Origin of the sequence: Microbacterium phycohabitans (genome assembly GCF_032464935.1) — a bacterium.
Classification (GTDB): domain Bacteria; phylum Actinomycetota; class Actinomycetes; order Actinomycetales; family Microbacteriaceae; genus Microbacterium; species Microbacterium phycohabitans.
On the sequence record NZ_JAWDIT010000002.1, the window covers coordinates 81,471 to 98,908 of the forward strand.

At 71.0% G+C, this 17,438-nt stretch carries 14 protein-coding genes; 11 read left to right on the forward strand and 3 right to left on the reverse strand.

The window, feature by feature from the left end; all coding sequences use genetic code 11:
• From RWH44_RS04860 to RWH44_RS04875, 4 genes are all read left to right on the forward strand, one after another.
• On the forward strand, positions 1-1,350 hold the full coding sequence (locus RWH44_RS04860; RefSeq protein ID WP_316003685.1) for an ABC transporter substrate-binding protein: 1,350 nt from the start codon (positions 1-3) through the stop codon (positions 1,348-1,350).
• 72 nt (positions 1,351-1,422) lie between these two features.
• Positions 1,423-2,943 (forward strand): alpha-N-arabinofuranosidase, encoded by a 1,521-nt coding sequence (locus RWH44_RS04865; RefSeq protein ID WP_316003686.1) that lies wholly within the window; start codon positions 1,423-1,425, stop codon positions 2,941-2,943.
• A 14-nt stretch (positions 2,944-2,957) separates the two neighbouring features.
• Positions 2,958-4,679, forward strand: a complete 1,722-nt coding sequence (locus RWH44_RS04870) for a glycoside hydrolase family 35 protein (RefSeq protein WP_316003687.1) — start codon at positions 2,958-2,960, stop codon at positions 4,677-4,679.
• Positions 4,680-4,777: 98 nt separating this feature from the next.
• The gene (locus tag RWH44_RS04875; protein ID WP_316003688.1) at positions 4,778-5,215 is read left to right on the forward strand and encodes a cupin domain-containing protein; all 438 of its coding nucleotides are present in this window, start codon (positions 4,778-4,780) and stop codon (positions 5,213-5,215) included.
• 160 nt (positions 5,216-5,375) lie between these two features.
• Here RWH44_RS04875 and RWH44_RS04880 read toward each other — a convergent pair whose 3' ends face one another.
• A complete protein-coding gene (locus RWH44_RS04880; RefSeq protein ID WP_298876003.1) occupies positions 5,376-6,392 on the reverse strand; it encodes a LacI family DNA-binding transcriptional regulator in 1,017 nt (338 codons plus the stop codon).
• Between the two features lie 140 nt (positions 6,393-6,532).
• Between RWH44_RS04880 and RWH44_RS04885 the strand changes: the two genes are divergently transcribed.
• The 4 genes from RWH44_RS04885 (at position 6,533) to RWH44_RS04900 (ending at position 11,827) form a co-directional block, all read left to right on the forward strand.
• Complete coding sequence (locus tag RWH44_RS04885; RefSeq protein WP_316003689.1) at positions 6,533-8,596, forward strand: beta-galactosidase; 2,064 nt, start codon at positions 6,533-6,535, stop codon at positions 8,594-8,596.
• Complete coding sequence (locus RWH44_RS04890) at positions 8,593-9,522, forward strand: carbohydrate ABC transporter permease (RefSeq protein ID WP_298876007.1); 930 nt, start codon at positions 8,593-8,595, stop codon at positions 9,520-9,522. The genes RWH44_RS04885 and RWH44_RS04890 overlap by 4 nt, the downstream gene beginning before the upstream one ends.
• Positions 9,519-10,424 carry a carbohydrate ABC transporter permease gene (locus RWH44_RS04895; RefSeq protein WP_298876009.1) on the forward strand — a complete coding sequence of 302 codons (906 nt, stop codon included), beginning with the start codon at positions 9,519-9,521 and terminating at the stop codon, positions 10,422-10,424. The genes RWH44_RS04890 and RWH44_RS04895 overlap by 4 nt, the downstream gene beginning before the upstream one ends.
• A gap of 74 nt (positions 10,425-10,498) precedes the next feature.
• Entirely contained in the window at positions 10,499-11,827 is a 1,329-nt protein-coding gene (locus tag RWH44_RS04900; protein ID WP_316003690.1) for an ABC transporter substrate-binding protein, read from the forward strand.
• A gap of 169 nt (positions 11,828-11,996) precedes the next feature.
• Here the strand turns inward: RWH44_RS04900 and RWH44_RS04905 are convergent, their stop codons facing one another.
• Positions 11,997-13,277 (reverse strand): MFS transporter, encoded by a 1,281-nt coding sequence (locus tag RWH44_RS04905; protein ID WP_316003691.1) that lies wholly within the window; start codon positions 13,275-13,277, stop codon positions 11,997-11,999.
• A gap of 68 nt (positions 13,278-13,345) precedes the next feature.
• On the opposite strand from RWH44_RS04905, the gene RWH44_RS04910 reads away from it, so the two are divergent.
• The gene (locus RWH44_RS04910) at positions 13,346-13,930 is read left to right on the forward strand and encodes a TetR/AcrR family transcriptional regulator (protein ID WP_316003692.1); all 585 of its coding nucleotides are present in this window, start codon (positions 13,346-13,348) and stop codon (positions 13,928-13,930) included.
• 142 nt (positions 13,931-14,072) lie between these two features.
• Here the strand turns inward: RWH44_RS04910 and RWH44_RS04915 are convergent, their stop codons facing one another.
• Positions 14,073-15,038: a LacI family DNA-binding transcriptional regulator gene (locus RWH44_RS04915; RefSeq protein ID WP_316003693.1), complete on the reverse strand. Its 966-nt coding sequence runs from the start codon at positions 15,036-15,038 to the stop codon at positions 14,073-14,075.
• Positions 15,039-15,088: 50 nt separating this feature from the next.
• Between RWH44_RS04915 and galT the strand changes: the two genes are divergently transcribed.
• The gene (galT, locus tag RWH44_RS04920) at positions 15,089-16,264 is read left to right on the forward strand and encodes a galactose-1-phosphate uridylyltransferase (RefSeq protein WP_316003694.1); all 1,176 of its coding nucleotides are present in this window, start codon (positions 15,089-15,091) and stop codon (positions 16,262-16,264) included.
• Positions 16,261-17,412, forward strand: coding sequence for a galactokinase (galK, locus tag RWH44_RS04925; RefSeq protein ID WP_316003695.1), 1,152 nt, complete (start codon positions 16,261-16,263; stop codon positions 17,410-17,412). The genes galT and galK overlap by 4 nt, the downstream gene beginning before the upstream one ends.
• The last annotated feature ends 26 nt before the right edge of the window (positions 17,413-17,438 follow it).

Sequence of the window (17,438 nt, forward strand, 5' to 3'; positions counted from 1 at the left end):
ATGACATTCATGCGCAAGGGCTCCGCCGTGCGGCGGACCGTCTTCGCCGTCGCCGCCACCGCTCTGTCGGTCGGCGCGCTCACCGCGTGCTCCGGCGGCAACGCCGGCGGCGCAGCCGCCGGCTCGGCCGACGACATCGAGAAGGCCCTCGAGGCCGGCGGCGAGATCACGTACTGGTCGTGGACCCCCTCGGCCGAGGCGCAGGTCGCCGCGTTCGAGAAGAAGTACCCCAACGTCAAGGTGAACTACGTCAACGCGGGCACCAACACCGAGGAGTACACCAAGCTCCAGAACGCCATCAAGGCCGGCTCGGGCGCCCCCGACGTCGTGCAGATCGAGTACTACGCCTTCCCGCAGTTCGCGCTCTCCGACTCGCTGCTCGACCTGTCGTCCTACGGCTTCGGCGACCTCGAGGGCGACTACGCGTCGGGCCCGTGGGGCTCGGTCGACTTCGACGGCAAGATCTACGGCCTCCCGCAGGACTCGGGCCCCATGGCCCTGTTCTACAACAAGAGCGTCTTCGACCAGTACGGCATCTCCGTGCCCACCACGTGGGACGAGTACTACGCCGCGGCGCAGAAGCTGCACGCGGCCGACCCGACCAAGTACATCACCGCCGACACCGGCGACTCGGGCTTCACCACCAGCATGATCTGGCAGGCCGGCGGCACGCCCTTCTCGGCCGACGGCACCAACGTCACCATCGACCTGCAGGACGACGGATCGAAGAAGTTCGCCGACAACTGGAACCGTCTCATCGAGGGCGGCCTGCTCTCCGACACCCCCAGCTGGAGCGACGAGTGGTTCAAGGGCCTCGGCGACGGCTCGATCGCGTCGCTCGTGATCGGCGCCTGGATGCCCGGCGTGCTCGAGAGCTCCGTCGAAGACGGCGCGGGCAAGTGGGCCGTGGCCCCCATCCCGACCTACGACGGCCAGCCCGCGACCGCTGAGAACGGCGGCGGCGGTCAGGCCGTGACCAAGCAGAGCAAGAACCCCGCTCTCGCGGCCGGCTTCCTGAAGTGGCTGAACAACGACGAGGAGAGCCTGCAGATCTTCGCCGAGTCGGGTGGCTTCCCCTCCACGACCGCGCAGCTGAGCGACCCCGCCTTCGTCGACAAGGCGTCGGACTACTTCGGCGGACAGCAGATCAACCAGGTGCTCACCCAGGCGTCGAGCGACGTGGTGAAGGGCTTCAGCTACCTGCCCTTCCAGGTCTACGCCAACAGCATCTACAGCGACACCGTCGGCCAGGCCTACGCCAACAAGAGCGACCTGAACGCCGGTCTGACGACCTGGCAGGACCAGCTCGTGCAGTACGGCAACGACCAGGGCTTCTCGGTCAACAAGTAACACCTTCGTCGGGGCGGGTCGCATCTGTCGTATGCGGCCCGCCCCTTCCCCTTCCCACCAGGAGAAACCCGAATGACCTCCCCCACCCGCATCGCCGTCGACCGCCGTACGGCCGGAGCTGCGGTTCCCCGCCGCCTGTTCGGCTCGTTCGTCGAGCACATGGGCCGTTGCGTGTACGACGGCATCCACTCCCCCGGGCACGACAGCGCCGACGCCGCCGGCTTCCGCGCCGACGTGCTCGAGCTCGTGCGCGAGCTCGGCGCCACGGTCGTGCGCTATCCGGGCGGGAACTTCGTGTCGGGCTACCGGTGGGAAGACGGCGTGGGGCCCCGCGACGAGCGCCCCGTGCGACTGGACGCCGCGTGGCACAGCACCGAGACGAACCAGGTGGGTCTGCACGAGTTCGCCGAGTGGGCGGATGCCGCGGGCCTCGAGGTCATGGAAGCGGTGAACCTGGGCACGCGCGGCGTCGCCGAGGCCGCCGACTTGCTCGAGTACACGAACCACCCCTCCGGCACGGCGCTGAGCGACCGGCGCCGCGCGAACGGACGCGACGAGCCGTTCGGCATCCGCCTCTGGTGCCTCGGCAACGAGATGGACGGGCCCTGGCAGATCGGCCACAAGACCGCCGACGAGTACGGACGCCTCGCCGCGGAGACCGCGCGCATGATGCGCTTCATCGATCCGAATGTGGAGCTCGTCGCCGCCGGCAGCTCGAACCACGAGATGCCCACGTTCGGCGAGTGGGAGCGCACCGTTCTCCGCCACACCGCCGGCCTCGTCGACCACATCTCGGTGCACGCCTACTACGAGGAGGACCCCGCCGACCCGGCGAGCTTCCTCGCCAGCTCCGCCGCCCTCGACCGCTACATCTCCGACGTCGTCGACATCATCGACGAGGTCGGCGCCACGACCCCCGACGGCGGGACGATCGGCATCAGCGTCGACGAGTGGAACGTCTGGAACCAGACCCGCTGGAACGAGGTCGACAAGCCCCGCGTCTTCACCGGCGACTGGCCCGTGGCCCCGCGTCTCATCGAGGACGACTACACCGTGACCGACGCGGTCGTCGTCGGCTCCCTGCTCATCACGCTCATCCGCCGCTCGGACCGAGTCTCGATGGCAAACCTCGCGCAACTCGTGAACGTCATCGCCCCGATCCGCACCGAACCGGGCGGCGGTGCGGCCTGGCGCCAGAGCACCTTCCACCCGTTCGCCCTCACCGCGAAGGCGGCATCCGGTCGCGTCGTCCTCCCCCGCATCGAGGGCGCCGTCATCGACACGGCCCGCCACGGCGAGGTCGACGCGGTCGACGCCGTCGCGACCGTCGACGGTGACGCCGTCTCGGTCTTCCTCGCCCACCGCGACCTGGACGCCTCCACCCCGGTCGAGCTCGACCTGGGGCCGGTCGCCGAGGTCGAGGCGGTGGTGGTCACGATCCCCGAGGGCGGCGACCGCCACACCACCAACTCCGCGGGCGCCGAGCCCGTCGCCCCCGCGCCGCTCGCCCTCGAGGCCGGTGCGGACGGCATTCTGCGCTTCACCCTCCCCGCCCTCGCCTGGGTGCGCCTGACCGCGCGCCTCACCGACTGACCCCGAAAGACACCGTGACGACCTTCACCATCGGCGAGACCGACTTCCTGCTCGACGGGCGACCACACCAGGTCATCTCGGGCACGCTGCACTACTTCCGCATCCACCCCGAGCACTGGGCCGACCGCATCCGCACGGCCAAGGCGATGGGCCTGAACACCATCGAGACCTACGTCGCGTGGAACGCGCACGAGCCGGTGAAGGGCGAATGGGATGCCACGGGGTGGAACGACCTGGGTCGATTCCTCGACCTGATCGCCGCGGAGGGGCTGCACGCCATCGTGCGCCCGGGACCGTACATCTGCGCGGAATGGCACAACGGCGGGCTGCCGGTGTGGCTCACCTCGACGCCCGGGATCGGCATCCGTCGCTCGGAGCCGCAGTTCGTGGAGGCGGTGACGCAGTACCTGCGCCGCGTGTACGAGATCGTCGCTCCCCGCCAGATCGACCGCGGCGGCAACGTCGTGCTGGTGCAGATCGAGAACGAGTACGGCGCGTACGGCTCCGACAAGGAGTACCTGCACGAACTCGTGCGGGTGACCAAGGAGGCCGGCATCACCGTGCCGCTGACCACCGTCGACCAGCCCATGCCCTGGATGCTCGAGGCGGGGAGCCTGCCCGAGCTGCACCTCACCGGCTCGTTCGGATCGCGCTCGGAGGAGCGCCTGGCGACCCTGCGCGAGCACCAGACCACGGGGCCGCTGATGTGCAGCGAGTTCTGGGACGGCTGGTTCGACTGGTGGGGCAGCATCCACCACACGACCGACCCCGCGGCATCCGCTCACGATCTCGACGTGCTGCTCGCGGCCGGCGCCTCGGTGAACATCTACATGGTGCACGGCGGCACGAACTTCGGCACCACCAACGGCGCCAACGACAAGGGCCGCTTCGACCCGATCGTCACCTCGTACGACTACGACGCGCCGATCGACGAGTCGGGCCACCCGACGGCGAAGTTCCACGCGTTCCGCGAGGTCATCGCGAAGTACGCGCCCGTGCCCGACCTGGTGCCCGCGCCCCGGCCCGAGGCGCCCGTGTTCGAGGTCGCCCTCTCGGGCGAGGGCGAGTGGATGCCGGCATCCGCCGATGCGGCCCCCACCGACTCCCCCGCCACCTTCGAGCAGCTGGGCCACCTCGGCCCCCTCGTGCGGTACGACGTCGACCTGCCGTCGTTCACCGGGGTCGCGGCACTGGTGTTCGACGAGGTGCGCGACCTCGCCTGGGTGCACGTCGACGGCGTCGCCGTGGGACGCCTCTCGCGCGCACTGCGCGAGCGTGCGCTGATGATCCCCGCCGGCGCCCGACTGACGGTGCTGGTCGAGGATCAGGGACGCGTGAACTACGCCGACCGGCTCGGCGAGGCGAAGGGGCTCATCGGCGCGGTGACGGTGAACGGCGCCCCGCTCACCGGATGGACCGCCACGCCGATCGATCTCGACACCGTCGAGGGCTCCGGCACGGGGACGGCCGGTCGGGCGTTCCTGCGCGGGGCGTTCGACCTCGAGGCGCCCGCGGATCTGTTCCTCGACACGACGTCGTGGGGCAAGGGCTTCGCGTTCGTCAACGGCTTCTTCCTCGGCCGCTACTGGAACAACGTCCCGCAGAACACGCTCTACGTGCCGGGACCGGCGACCCGCACCGGGGCGAACGAGATCGTCGTGCTCGAGCTCGAGCACGCGATCGAGGCCGTGGCGCGCTTCGTCGCAGCGCCGTCGCTCGGTCAGCTCGAGGAGTAGCCCCGCGTGAGGTGCCAGAATTCGTCGCCTAGGGAGTCTCGAAGCGACGATTCTTGGCACCTCGCGCGGGTCTCCGTCCGGCGACTGAAAGGGACACGATGAGCGACTACGAGATCACCGACATCGGAGCGATGGACGCCTGGCGCGAGCACTTCGGCGGGTTCGTGCCGGAGCGCTCGCGCGACGGACGACGCGTGGTCGATCACGAGCTGGCGATGCAGTTCATCGGCATGACCGCGAACGCCCTCCTGCCCGGTGAGGATGCCGGCTACTGGCACACGCACGGCCGAGTCGAGGAGCTCTACGTCTTCCTCGAGGGGCGAGGGCAGATGGGTCTCGACGACGACGTGGTCGACGTCGGTCCCGGCAGCGTCGTCCGCGTCGGCCAGGGGGTGTGGCGCGTGTGGCGCGCCCTCCCCGAGAGCCCCGGCGAGTTGCGGTGGCTCTGCATCCGCGCGGGAGGGGAGGCCCTGCCGCACATCCCCGACGACAGCGCCCGTGACGCCGACCGGCCCATGCCGTGGGCGGTCGGCTGAGCGCACCCCCGGGTCGGGGCGCCACCCCTGACATCCGCCTCGACGCGCGATGAGGCGGCACGTCCCCGGCGGATGCGCGGCGACCTGGCAGCTGAGCGTGCGGTGACGGCGAGGTGCGTGGGGGCCCGCTTGCACAGCGGGGAACGGGTCTGAGAGAGGCCTACGCCGAGGCGCGCCAGACCACCGGAGCGTCCAGCAGGATGCCGCCGGCATCGGCGACCCCGCCCGACAGCTGAAGCAGCACGGCCTCGGCGGCGGCCGCACCCAGCCCCTCCGCGGGCTGGTCGACGGTGCTGAGCGGAGGGTCCGTGCGCAGCGCCCAGGCGCTGTCATCGAAGCCCACGACGCCGACGTCGTCGGGCACGCGCCGGCCGGCCGCGCGCAGGGCCTGAACGGCGCCCGCGGCAACGGCATCCGACGCTCCGAAGACGGCGTCGAGGTCGGGGGCGCGCTCGAGCAGACGCCGCATTCCCGCCTCGCCGTCGGCGAAGGCGTACAGCGGCACGGGTTCGACGAGGCTCTCGTCGAAGTCGGGGCCGAGGGCCTCGCGGAACCCGGCGAGACGGTCGCTGCCGGAGTCGCGGTCGAGGGCGGCGGCGATCATCCCGATGCGGCGACGGCCGGTCTCGCGCAACTTGCGGGTGATCGCCCGTGCCGCGCCGAGGTTGTCGATGCCCACCCAGGGCCGCGAGATCCCCGGCGGGTGGCCGACGTAGGCGACCGGGAGCCCGAGACGCTCGACGACGTCGGTGATGGGGTCGTGATGACGAGCCGAGACGATGACCGCCCCGTCGACGAAGCCGCCGCTGAGGTAGCGCGCGACGCGGTCGGTGTCGCGATCCGTGTCGACGACGACGCACACCATCTGGTAGTCGGCCTGCGACAGGGCGGTGTTCGCCCCGAGCATGATGCCGCCGATGTTGGGGTCTTCGAGGAACAGCGAGTGCGGCTCGTGCACGATGAACCCGACCGCCTGCGTGCGCTGACGCACGAGCGTGCGAGCGGCGTTGTTGGGGACGTAGCCGACCTCGCGGATGGCCGACTGGATGGCCTCGCGCGCGTGATCGGAGACGTAGCCGCCGTTGAGGACGCGGCTCACCGTGCCCCGCGACACCCCCGCGGCCTTCGCCACGTCATGCACCGTGCTGCGCCGGCGCCCGGGCGGAGGAGGCGTCATGAGGGTCAGCCTATCGGCAGCGGGGAGTTGACGACCGTGCAGCGCCGTGTCAGTATGTGCACGTTCACACATTCTGACCTGTCATTCCGGATCGCGAGTGTGTGCACGTTCACAGAACCCCGCAAAGGAGCGCCCACCGGATGCTTGCCGTCGACCATCTGGCCCCGCTGGATCGCGAGAGCGATCGAGCGACCGACTCGATCCGCGAGGGCTCCGCCCTGGACGCCCTGACCCGCGAGGGTCTCGTGTTCGGCTGCGACTACAACCCCGAGCAGTGGGACCGCGCCGTGTGGGACGACGACATGCGCCTCATGCGCGAAGCGGGCGTGGACCTCGTGGCCGTCAACATCTTCGGCTGGTCGTGGATCAACCCCGACCACGGGGTCTGGAGCTTCGACGAGCTCGACGAGGTCATGGACCTCGCGCACGCCCACGGCATCCGGGTGAACCTCGGCACCGCGACGGCGTCGCCGGCGCCGTGGGTGACCACGCGGCATCCCGAGATCTTGCCGGTGGCCGAGGACGGCACGCGCCGCTTCCCCGGCGGGCGCCAGGCCTACTGCCCGAGCTCGCCGGTCTTCCGCTCCCACGCCGCCGAGCTCAGCCGTCGCGTCGTCGAGCGCTACGCCGACCACCCGGCCCTGGCGATGTGGCACGTGTCGAACGAACTCGGATGCCACAACGCCCTGTGCTACTGCGACGCCAGCGCCGCGGCCTTCCGCGAGTGGCTGCGCGCGCGCTACGGCACGGTCGCCGCACTCAACGCGGCGTGGGGGACGTCGTTCTGGAGCCAGCGCTACAGCGACTGGGCCCAGATCCTGCCGCCGATGGCCGCCCTCTCGCTGCGCAACCCCGGCCAGCTGCTCGATTTCCAGCGCTTCTCGTCCGACCAGCAGCTCGAGCTGTACCGCGCCGAGGCCGCGATCATCCGCGCGCGCAGCACCGCCCCGGTCACGACGAACTTCATGGTCACCGCGCACATCCGCGCGCTCGACTACTTCTCGTGGGCGGGCGAGATGGACGTCATCGCCAACGACCACTACCTCGACCGTCGACTCCCCGACCCTCTCGCGGAACTGTCGTTCGCGGCCGACCTGACGCGCGGCATCGCCGCGGGCACGCCGTGGCTGCTGATGGAGACCTCGACCGGAGCGGTCAACTGGCAGCCGCATAACCTCGCCAAGGGCGAGGGCGAGCTCCTGCGCAACGTCGTGTCGCACGTCGCCCGCGGCGCCGACGGCATCTGCTTCTTCCAGTGGCGCGCCTCGGCCCAGGGTGCCGAGAAGTTCCACTCCGCCCTCCTCCCCCACGCCGGCACCGACACCGCGCAGTGGCGCAGCGTCCTCGAGGTGGGCCGCACCCTGCGCCGGCTCCAGCCGATCGCGGGAACGCGCGTGGCCTCGGATGCCGCCGTGCTCTTCGACTGGGAGAGCTGGTGGTCGATCGAGAACGAGGGTCGCCCGAGCGAAGACCTGCGTTACCTCGACCAGGTGCACGCGGCGCACGCGGCGCTGTCCGCGGCCGACATCTCGACCGACGTCGTCTCGGCCTCCGCGGACCTGTCGGCCTATCGCTTGGTCGTCGTGCCGGCCTTGCACCTCGTGCGCGACGCCGACGCCGAGGCGATCGCCCGCTTCGTCGAGAACGGCGGCACGGCCGTGATCACCTTCGCCAGCGGCATCGTCGACGAGCGCGACCGCGTGCGTCTCGGCGGCTACCCGGGCGCGTTCCGCGACCTGCTCGGGATCGTCTCCGAGGAGTTCGCGCCGCTCGGCCCCGGCCAGGTCGTCGCCCTCGACGACGGCTCGATCGGTTCGGTGTGGTCGGAGCGCCTGCGCTCCGTCGACGCGGAGGTCGACGCCCGTTTCGTCGACGGCCCCGCCGCAGGCCTGCCCGCCCGCACCCGCCGCACGGTGGGGGCGGGGTCCGCCTGGTACCTCGCCACCCTGCCCGCCGCCGAGACGTACCGCGATCTGCTCTCGCGGATCGCCCGGGACGCCGGCATCCGTACCGTGGAGGCCTTCCCCGGAGTCGAGGTCGTCCGCCGCGCCGGCGAGGACCGCGCGTTCACCTTCGTCATCAACCACACCACCGAGTCGGTCGAGATCGCGGCGCACGGGCGCGACGCCCTCACCGGCGAGAGCGTCGACGGCCCCGTCACGGTCGCCGGTGGTGCCGTCCGCATCATCGAGGAGGCCTCGTGACCACCACCGCTCCCGCCCCCGCGCGGGCCGACCGCTCGGACGCACCGCGGCCACGCCGCGCGCGCGTGCCGTTCAAGAGCGCGATCGTCATCCTCCTGGCTCCGTTCGCGGTGCTGTTCGCGCTGTTCTACGTGCTGCCGATCGTGTTCGCGATCGGGCAGTCGCTGCTGGTGGTGCGCCGCGAGGGCACCTTCGGCAAGGCCGAGCTCGTCTTCGGCGGCCTCGCGCAGTACGCCCTGGTGTTCCAGAACGAGGCGTTCTGGGCGTCGATGCTGCGCATGCTCGCCTTCGGCGTGGTGCAGGTGCCCGTCATGCTGGGCCTCGCGCTCATCTTCGCGCTGCTGCTGGATTCCCCCCTGCTGAAGGGCAAGCGCTTCTTCCGTCTCGCGTTCTTCGTGCCCTACGCGGTGCCAGGCGTGATCGCGGCGATCATGTGGGGCTCGCTGTTCTCGCCCAACCTGTCGCCCTTCACGGCCCTGACCAAGAACGTCGACTTCCTCGGCGCCGACCTCGTGCTCTGGTCGATCGCCAACGTCGTCACCTGGGTCTACGTCGGCTACAACATGCTGATCATCTACTCGTCGCTGCTGTCGATCCCCAGCGAGATCTACGAGGCGGCACGCCTCGACGGCGCGGGCCAGTTCCGCATCGCGTGGTCGATCAAGATCCCGCTCGTGCGCCCGGCGATCGTGATGACGGCGATCTTCTCGATCATCGGCACGCTGCAGCTGCTCGCCGAGCCCCAGGTGTTCCGCTCGTTCAGCTCCGCCGTGACGAGCACGTTCACCCCCAACATGACCGTCTACGCCACGGCATCCATCCCCAACGCCAACCTCGCCGCGGCGTTCTCCGTGGTGCTGGCCGTGACCACCTTCGTGCTGTCGTTCGGCTTCATGAAGTGGATGCAGAAGAAGGGCAACGCATGAGCGCCGTCACCACCTCCCGTCGCCCCCTCGGCACCCGCGCGGGCGCCCCGCGCTCGGGCGCAATCCGCGAACCCCTCGTCTCGCGCACCTCGGCGATGCTCGTCATGGCCGTGTTCACGGTGTACTTCCTGCTGCCGCTGTGGTGGCTGCTCGTGGCCTCGAGCAAGAGCACCGGCGACATCCTCACCACGAACCCGCTCTGGTTCGCCGACATGCGCCTGTTCTCGAACATCGGCGACCTCTTCGCCTACCGCGACGGGATCTTCCTGCGCTGGCTCGGCAACTCGCTGCTGTACGCGGGCCTCGGCGGAGCGGTGGCCACGCTGCTGGCCGCCATGGCCGGCTACGCGCTGGCCAAGTACCGCTTCCCGGGCCGCGAGCTCGTGTTCGACGTGGTACTCGGCGGCGTGCTGGTGCCGGCGACCGCGCTCGCCCTGCCGCTGTTCCTCATCTTCAGTCAGGTGCAGCTCACCAACACCTTCTGGGCGGTGTTCCTGCCCTCGCTGGTCAGCCCGTTCGGGGTGTACCTCGCCCGCATCTTCGCGGCATCCTCCGTCCCCGACGAGCTGCTCGAGGCGAGCCGCCTCGACGGCGCCGGCGAGATCCGCACGTTCTTCACGGTGAGCCTGCGACTGATGAGCCCCGCGCTGGTCACGATGTTCCTCTTCCAGTTCGTCGCGATCTGGAACAACTTCTTCCTGCCGCTCATCATGCTGCGCAGCGAAGAGCTGTTCCCCGTGGTGTTCGGCCTCTACGGCTGGAACAACCAGCTCAACCAGATCCCCGAGCTGCGCGGCCTCGTGCTCATCGGCGCACTGCTGTCGGTCATCCCCCTCATCGTCATCTTCCTGCTCCTCCAGCGCTTCTGGCGCAACGGTCTCGGGACCGGCGCGCTGAAGTGATCCCGTCGGCGGCCCCGGCCGCCTCCACCCCGGACGCAAACGGCGCGTCCGGGCACCCAGAGAAAGGCATTCCCATGAAGCACAGAATCCTCGCGGCGACATCCGGCGTCGCCCTGTCGGCTCTGCTCCTCGCCGGTTGCGCCGGAAGCGGGAGCGGCGACGACGCCGCCGCCGCGGCCGACTGCGCCCCCGCCGACGGCCCCGTCACGCTCGAGTTCACCTCGTGGATCCCCGGGATCGAGAAGGTCGTCGAGATGTGGAACACGGAGAACCCCGACATCCAGGTCAAGGTGCAGACCGGCCCGAACGGCAACAACGGCACCTACCAGAACTTCTTCAACCAGATCGCGGCGGGCAACGCCCCCGACCTCGGCCAGATCGAGTACGACGCCCTCCCGAACTTCCTCGTGCAGGACGGCGTCGAGAACATCGCCGGCTGCTCCGACGTGGTCGCCGCGAAGGACCAGTTCGTCGGCTGGGCCTGGAACCAGGTCGCCCTCGGCGAAGACGGCGCCGTCTACGGCATCCCGCAGGACATCGGCCCGATGGCGCTGTTCTACCGCAAGGATCTCTTCGAAAAGAACGGGATCGCGATCCCCACCACGTGGGACGAGTACACCGAGGCCGCCAAGAAGATCCGCGCGCTCGGCGGCTACATCACGAACTTCTCGCAGTCCGACATCAACCAGTTCGCCGGTTTCGTGTGGCAGGCCGGTGGACAGTGGTTCGGCAACGACGCGGACGGCTGGACCGTCTCGCTCACCGACCCGGCGTCGGAGAAGGTCGCCGACTACTGGCAGTCGCTCATCGACCAGGACCTCGTCTCGACCTACCCCGCGTGGACCGACGAGTGGAACAACGCCTACAACTCCAGCCAGGTCTGGACCTGGAACTCCGCCGTCTGGGGCGCGAACTCGATCTCGAGCGGCGCTCCCGACACCGCCGGCGGCTGGGCCGTGGCCGATCTGCCGCAGTGGAACGCCGGTGACGCGGTCTCGGGCAACTGGGGCGGATCGTCGATCGCCGTGCTCAAGGGCAGCGAGCACCCCTACGAGGCGACGAAGTTCGCCCTGTGGCTGAACACCTCGGAGGAGGCGCTGACCGCGCTGAACGAAGAGGCCAACATCTACCCCGCCACGACCGAGGGTCTGAAGCTCCCCTCGCTCACGCAGGGCGTGGAGTTCTACGGCGGTCAGAAGATCTACGACGTCTTCGCCGAGGCCGCGACCGAGGTCACCCCCGACTTCGTGTGGGGCCCGACGATGACCAAGACCTACGCCGACGTCTCCGACGGCTTCAAGGCCGCGGTCAGCGGCAGCGGCACCCTCGCCGACGCCCTGCAGAAGGGCCAGGATGCCACCATCGGCGCCCTGGAGTCGCAGTCCATCCCCGTGAAGAAGTAACGCCTTCTCCCCGGCGACGCCCGCGGATGCTCCGGCATCCGCGGGCGTTCGGCATTTCCGGGCACTTTCGCGCGTTCGGGGCGCGATCCTTCGTCCGGGGCGTCATCCTCGCGCCCCGGACGGGGGAATGCGCCCCGAACCCGGGGAGGGTGGCACGCGGCGCGGCGCCTCACCCTGCGGCCGGCAGCGACGTCAGGGCATCCGCCTTCGTCTTCAGCGACGGGCTCGACAGGCGCGCCCGGGAGATGACCACGGCCGCGGCGACCATGAGCCCCGCGCCCAGGACGTAGGGCGCCGCGTGGGCGACGTGGGCGTAGAGCAGGCCCGCCAGCAGAGGCGCGACCGTCCCGACCGCGGCGTTGAGCGACTGCGCGGCTCCCGCGATCCAGCCCTGCTCGTCGTCGCCGACGGCGTTGGAGAGCAACCCGTCCATGGTGGCCTGCGCAGCCCCCTGGCCGGCGGCGAGCGTCAGCGCACCCACGACGAACAGCCACGGTTGCGCGAGGATCGACGCGACCCCCGCGAGCGCGACCAGACCGATCGCCTGGGTGACGATGCCGCTGACCACCACGCCCCGTTCGCCGATGCGCGGCAGGAGGAACCCGAGCAGGACGCCCTGGATCGCGATGTCGATGACGCCGACGCACGCGGTGAGCAGGCCGATCGCGGTGGGACTCCACGAGATGGCGTCGAGGGCGAGCACGCTGAAGTTGTTCACGAAGAAGCCGAACGGCAGGCCCACGAGGATCAGGCCGACCATGAGCCCCCGCAACTCCGGCCGGCGGAAGACGCCGCGGAACACCGCGAACGGGTGCACCGCGCGCAGATCGAGGGCGGTGATCCGCTTGTCGGGGACGAGGCTCTCGGGCAGCAGGAAGATGCTCAGGATGGCCACCGTCAGCGCGAGGCCCGCGGTGACGAACACCGGCAGGTCGACGTCGATCGCGGCGAGCGTGCCGCCGAGAGCGGGGCCGACCATCGTGCCGATGCCGGCCGTCGCCCCGAGCACACCGAAGCGGCGCGCACGTTTCTCGGGCGGGGTGATGTCGGCGAGGTAGGCGAAGAGCGCGGGGAGGTCGCCCGCGGTCACCCCCTGCACGATGCGCCCGAGCAGCAGCACCCACAGGGCGCCCCCGATGCCGAAGAGCAGGAAGCCGAGGGCGGCGCCGAACCCGGCGACGATGATGACCGGCCGACGGCCGAAGCGGTCGGAGATGCGACCGAGGAACGGGGCGACGAGGAACGCGCAGAGGGCGTTGACGGTCTCGAGGATGCCGACCCACACGGCGAGGTCGGTCGGGTTCGAGACGTAACGGAGCACCACGAAGGGCAGCACCGGAAGCACGACGGTCATGCCCGCGGTGGTGAGGGTCGTGAGGACGATGAGCATGGTCCACGCGCGACGGCCGTCGCGGACGGGGAGGGAGGTGGGGGAGGAAGTCGTAGTCACGCCGTAACTGTACTCGTACCAGTTTTGGTGTCAACACAGTTCTGGAGCGACGCCGGTAGAGTGTGTCCATGAGCGCAGATCTCGGACGCCGCGAACGCAAGAAGGCCGCGACGCGGAAGGCCATCTCCGACGCCGCGACGCAGCTCTTCGTCGAGCGCGGCTTCGACGAGGTCAGCATCCGCGAGGTCGCCGACGCCGCCGACGTGTCACCCACGACCGTCTTCGCGCACTTCCCGCAGAAGGAGGCGCTCGTCTTCGACGAGGACGACGCCCAGCGCGACATGCTCGTCGCGGCCGTGCGCGACCGCCCGGAAGGCACGTCGGTGTCCGACGCGCTGCGCGACCTCTACCGGCGCGAGCTCATCGGCCTCGCCTTCGATCCCACGGGCGCGCACCGTCGGCAGTTCATGCAGCTCATCACCGACACCCCCGCGCTGCGCGACTACGCCTCGCGCATGTGGCTGCGCCACGAGGACGCCCTCGCCGCGGCCATCGCCGAGACGACCGGCCAGAGCGAGCCGGATGCCGAGACCCGCGTGTACGCGCGGATGGTGCTGCAGCTGCAGATCCTCGCCTTCGAGCACGACGACGCCGCCGCGACCATCGAGGCGGGCTTCCGGATCTTCGAGCGCGGGTGGCGCGAGCCGCGCTGACGGCGCGCGCCCGGGACTCCGGCCCGGCGGAACACAGGCTCCACGACAGAGGCTCACGCCCTTCGAAGAGCCGCCGTTCGCATTGGCCGAGGCGCACTCCACGCCCCGGGGCGACTCGGCCGAGAACCCGGCCCGCCGCGCGTCAGACCTCCGCGGTGCTCCGGCGCACGACCACCGATGCGGGCACCGTCTCGGCGACCGGTTCCCCGCCCTCGATCGCGCCGACGAGCGCTGCGACGGCGCGCCGACCGAGGGCGTCGAAATCCTGGCGCACCGTGGTCAGGGGCGGGCGGAACTCCGCGGCATCCGCGACGTCGTCGAACCCGACGACGCAGACGTCGTCGGGAACGCGCCGGCCCGCGTCGGCGAGGGCGCGGAGGGCACCGAGGGCCATCTGGTCGTTGGCGACGAAGATCGCCGTGGCCTCGAGCAGCTCCGAGACCGAGAGATGACCGGATGCCGAAGTCCAGTCGCCGCGGACCGGCTCGGGCGCGACGACCCCGGCGTCGGCGAGCGCCTCGCGCCAGCCGCGCTCGCGCTCCGCGGCGGCGAACGAGCGCGCGGGCCCGGCGAGGTGGTGCACCGTGGAGTGGCCGAGCTCGAGCAGGTATCGCGTCGCGGCGCGCGCCCCGCCGGCGTGATCGGTCTGCACGATCGAGAAGCGCTCGTCGGGCGGGGAGTCGACGACGACGAGGTGCAGATCGGCGGGCGGCTGGGTGTCGCGCGCGAGCTCGGTCGCCTCGTTCAGCACGACGGCCCCGTCGACGCCCTGCGAGCGCAATCGGGCGAAGGCGTCGTGGATGCCGCGCTCCCCCACCGTCACCACGGCGAGCGCGTAGTCACGGGCGGCGGCGGCTTCGGAGATGGCCTGCAGCATGCGGGAGTTGCCGACGGAGGCGAGGGTCGACACGACGAGGCCGATGGTGGAGGTCTGACCGGTGCGCAACGCGCGCGCAGCGCGATGCATGCGGTACCCGAGGTCGGCCATGGCCTTCTCGACCCGGACCCGGGTGGCGGGATCGACGCGGGGGCTGCCGTTGGCCACGCGCGACACGGTCTGCGCCGAAACTCCGGCCCTCTCGGCCACGTCGGCCATCGATACGCGCATCGCTCCCCCTCCGTGTTGACGATATCACGCCCCGGATGTAGCGTGTTATCGTGAACACGGACAGCCTCACCGCGGTGCCCCTCGGGGCCGGAGTCGTCAAGCGACCCACCCGCCTCGCCGACGGCCGCGAACTCATCTACTTCGACGACCCCGGCACGACGCTCGGCGCTGAGCGCGCGGTCGACGCCCGCACGCTCGACCCGCGCCCGACGACGGCGACGATGCGCCAGGACATCCTGACCGGCGACTGGATCACCGTCGCATCCAATCGTCAGAACCGCGCGTTCCTGCCCCCCGCGCACCTCGATCCGCTGTCGCCGCAGACGCCGACGAACCCGTCGGAGATCCCCTCGCTCTACGACGTCGCGGTGTTCGAGAACAAGTCGCCGTCGTTCGGCCCCGCCCTCGACACGGCGACCGCCGACGCGCCGGCCGCCGTCGACCCGCCGCGCAGCGACGACGACCTCGAGCACCTCGGCCTCGGCCGCACCCGCACCTCGGTCGGTCGCTGCGAGGTCGTGTGCTTCAGCCCGGAGCACGAGGGCTCGTTCGGATCCCTCTCGCGCACCCGCGCCCGCACCGTCATCGAGGCGTGGGCCGACCGGACCGCGGCGCTGTCGGCTCTGCCCGGCATCCGTCAGGTGTTCCCGTTCGAGAACCGCGGGCAGGAGATCGGCGTCACGCTCCCCCACCCGCACGGGCAGATCTACGCCTACCCGTACGTGACCCCGCGCACGCACCGCCTGCTCGACACGATCTCGCGCACCTCCGCCGATCTGTTCGCCCGCATCCTCGACTTCGAGCAGGCCGGCGAGCGCGTCGTGCTGCGCGGTGAGCACTGGACCGCGTTCGTGCCGTTCGCCGCCCGCTGGCCCATCGAGGTGCACGTGCTGCCGCACCGCCACGTGGCCGACCTCGCCGAGACGACCGACGCCGAGCGCGACGAGCTCGCGCCCTTCTACCTGCGACTGCTGCGCGGCATCGACGCGCTGTACGACACCCCCACCCCCTACATCGCCGCGTGGCACCAGGCGCCGGTCGGACGGGGCCGGGATGCCGTGCGCCTCAACCTGCAGATCACCTCGCCCCGTCGCGCCGCCGACAAGCTGAAGTACCTCGCCGGATCTGAGGCCGCCATGGGCGCCTGGATCGGCGACGTGACCCCCGAGTCGCAGGCCGAGCGCCTGCGCGCCGCCCTCGACACCGTTCCGGAGGTGACGGCATGACCGCCGTCGACGACGCCCGCACCCTTCTCGCCACCGAGCCCGTGGGGGTGTGGTCGGCACCCGGCCGTGCCAACCTCATCGGCGAGCACACCGACTACAACGAGGGCTTCGTCTTCCCCTTCGCGATCGCGCAGCGCACCGCCGCGGCCGTCGCCCTGCGCTCCGACGACGTGATCCGCGTGCGCTCGACCTTCGCGCCCGACGCCGTCGAGGTCTCCCTCGCCGACCTCGACGACCGCATCGCCGCCGGTGGCCTCGACTGGGCCGGCTACCCGCTGGGGGTGGCGTGGGCGCTGCTGCGCGAAGCTCCGGATGCCACCCCCCGCGGCGTCGACATCGCCCTGGCCTCGGAGGTGCCGGTGGGCGCCGGGCTGTCGTCGTCGGCCGCGATCGAGGGGGCCGTGGCATCCGCCCTCAACGACGTCTGGAACGCCGGCCTCGACAAGGTCGCGCTCGCCCGCGTCGGCCGCATCGCCGAGAACGACGCCGTCGGCGCCCCGACCGGGATCATGGACCAGATGGCCTCGATGCTCGGGGTCGCGGACGCGGCGACGTTCCTCGACTGCCGCACGCTCGACACCCGCGCCGTACCCCTCGGCTTCGCCGACGCGGGGCTCGCGATCCTCGTCGTCGACACGCTCGTCGAGCACGCGCACTCCACCGGGGGCTACCGCGAGCGCCGCGAGGCGTGCGAGCGCGGGGCCGCGGCGTTCGACGTCCCGTCGCTGCGCGACCTCACCGTCGACGACCTGCCGCGCGCCGCCGAGATCCTCGACGACGTGACCTTCCGCCGCGTCCGCCACGTCGTGACCGAGAACCAGCGCGTGCTCGACACCGTCGCCGCCCTCGACGCCGACGGTCCCGCCGCGATCGGCGACCTGCTCGTCGCCTCGCACGCGTCGATGCGCGACGACTTCGAGATCTCGGTTCCCGAACTCGACCTCGCCGTCGAGACCACGCTGGCGTCGGGGGCGCTCGGCGCGCGCATGACCGGCGGCGGCTTCGGCGGGGCGGCGATCGCGTTGATCCCCGTCGGGCTCATCCCGGCGGCGACCGATGCGGTGCTGGCCGCGTTCGCGGCATCCGGCTTCCGCACCCCGAACGTCTTCACGGTGACCCCGTCGGAGGGCGCGCGCCGCGACGCGTGACGCGTCCCGCCCCCTCGATAAACGCT

Excerpts from the sequence above, each read along its gene's own strand:
- RWH44_RS04860 (WP_316003685.1), top strand. The coding sequence starts at position 1 with ATGACATTCATGCGCAAGGGCTCCGCCGTGCGGCGGACCGTCTTCGCC.
- RWH44_RS04900 (WP_316003690.1), top strand. The coding sequence starts at position 10,499 with ATGAAGCACAGAATCCTCGCGGCGACATCCGGCGTCGCCCTGTCGGCT.
- RWH44_RS04875 (WP_316003688.1), top strand. The coding sequence starts at position 4,778 with ATGAGCGACTACGAGATCACCGACATCGGAGCGATGGACGCCTGGCGC.
- RWH44_RS04895 (WP_298876009.1), top strand. The coding sequence starts at position 9,519 with ATGAGCGCCGTCACCACCTCCCGTCGCCCCCTCGGCACCCGCGCGGGC.
- RWH44_RS04885 (WP_316003689.1), top strand. The coding sequence starts at position 6,533 with ATGCTTGCCGTCGACCATCTGGCCCCGCTGGATCGCGAGAGCGATCGA.
- RWH44_RS04915 (WP_316003693.1), bottom strand. The coding sequence starts at position 15,038 with ATGCGCGTATCGATGGCCGACGTGGCCGAGAGGGCCGGAGTTTCGGCG.
- galK (WP_316003695.1), top strand. The coding sequence starts at position 16,261 with ATGACCGCCGTCGACGACGCCCGCACCCTTCTCGCCACCGAGCCCGTG.
- RWH44_RS04880 (WP_298876003.1), bottom strand. The coding sequence starts at position 6,392 with ATGACGCCTCCTCCGCCCGGGCGCCGGCGCAGCACGGTGCATGACGTG.
- RWH44_RS04865 (WP_316003686.1), top strand. The coding sequence starts at position 1,423 with ATGACCTCCCCCACCCGCATCGCCGTCGACCGCCGTACGGCCGGAGCT.
- RWH44_RS04910 (WP_316003692.1), top strand. The coding sequence starts at position 13,346 with ATGAGCGCAGATCTCGGACGCCGCGAACGCAAGAAGGCCGCGACGCGG.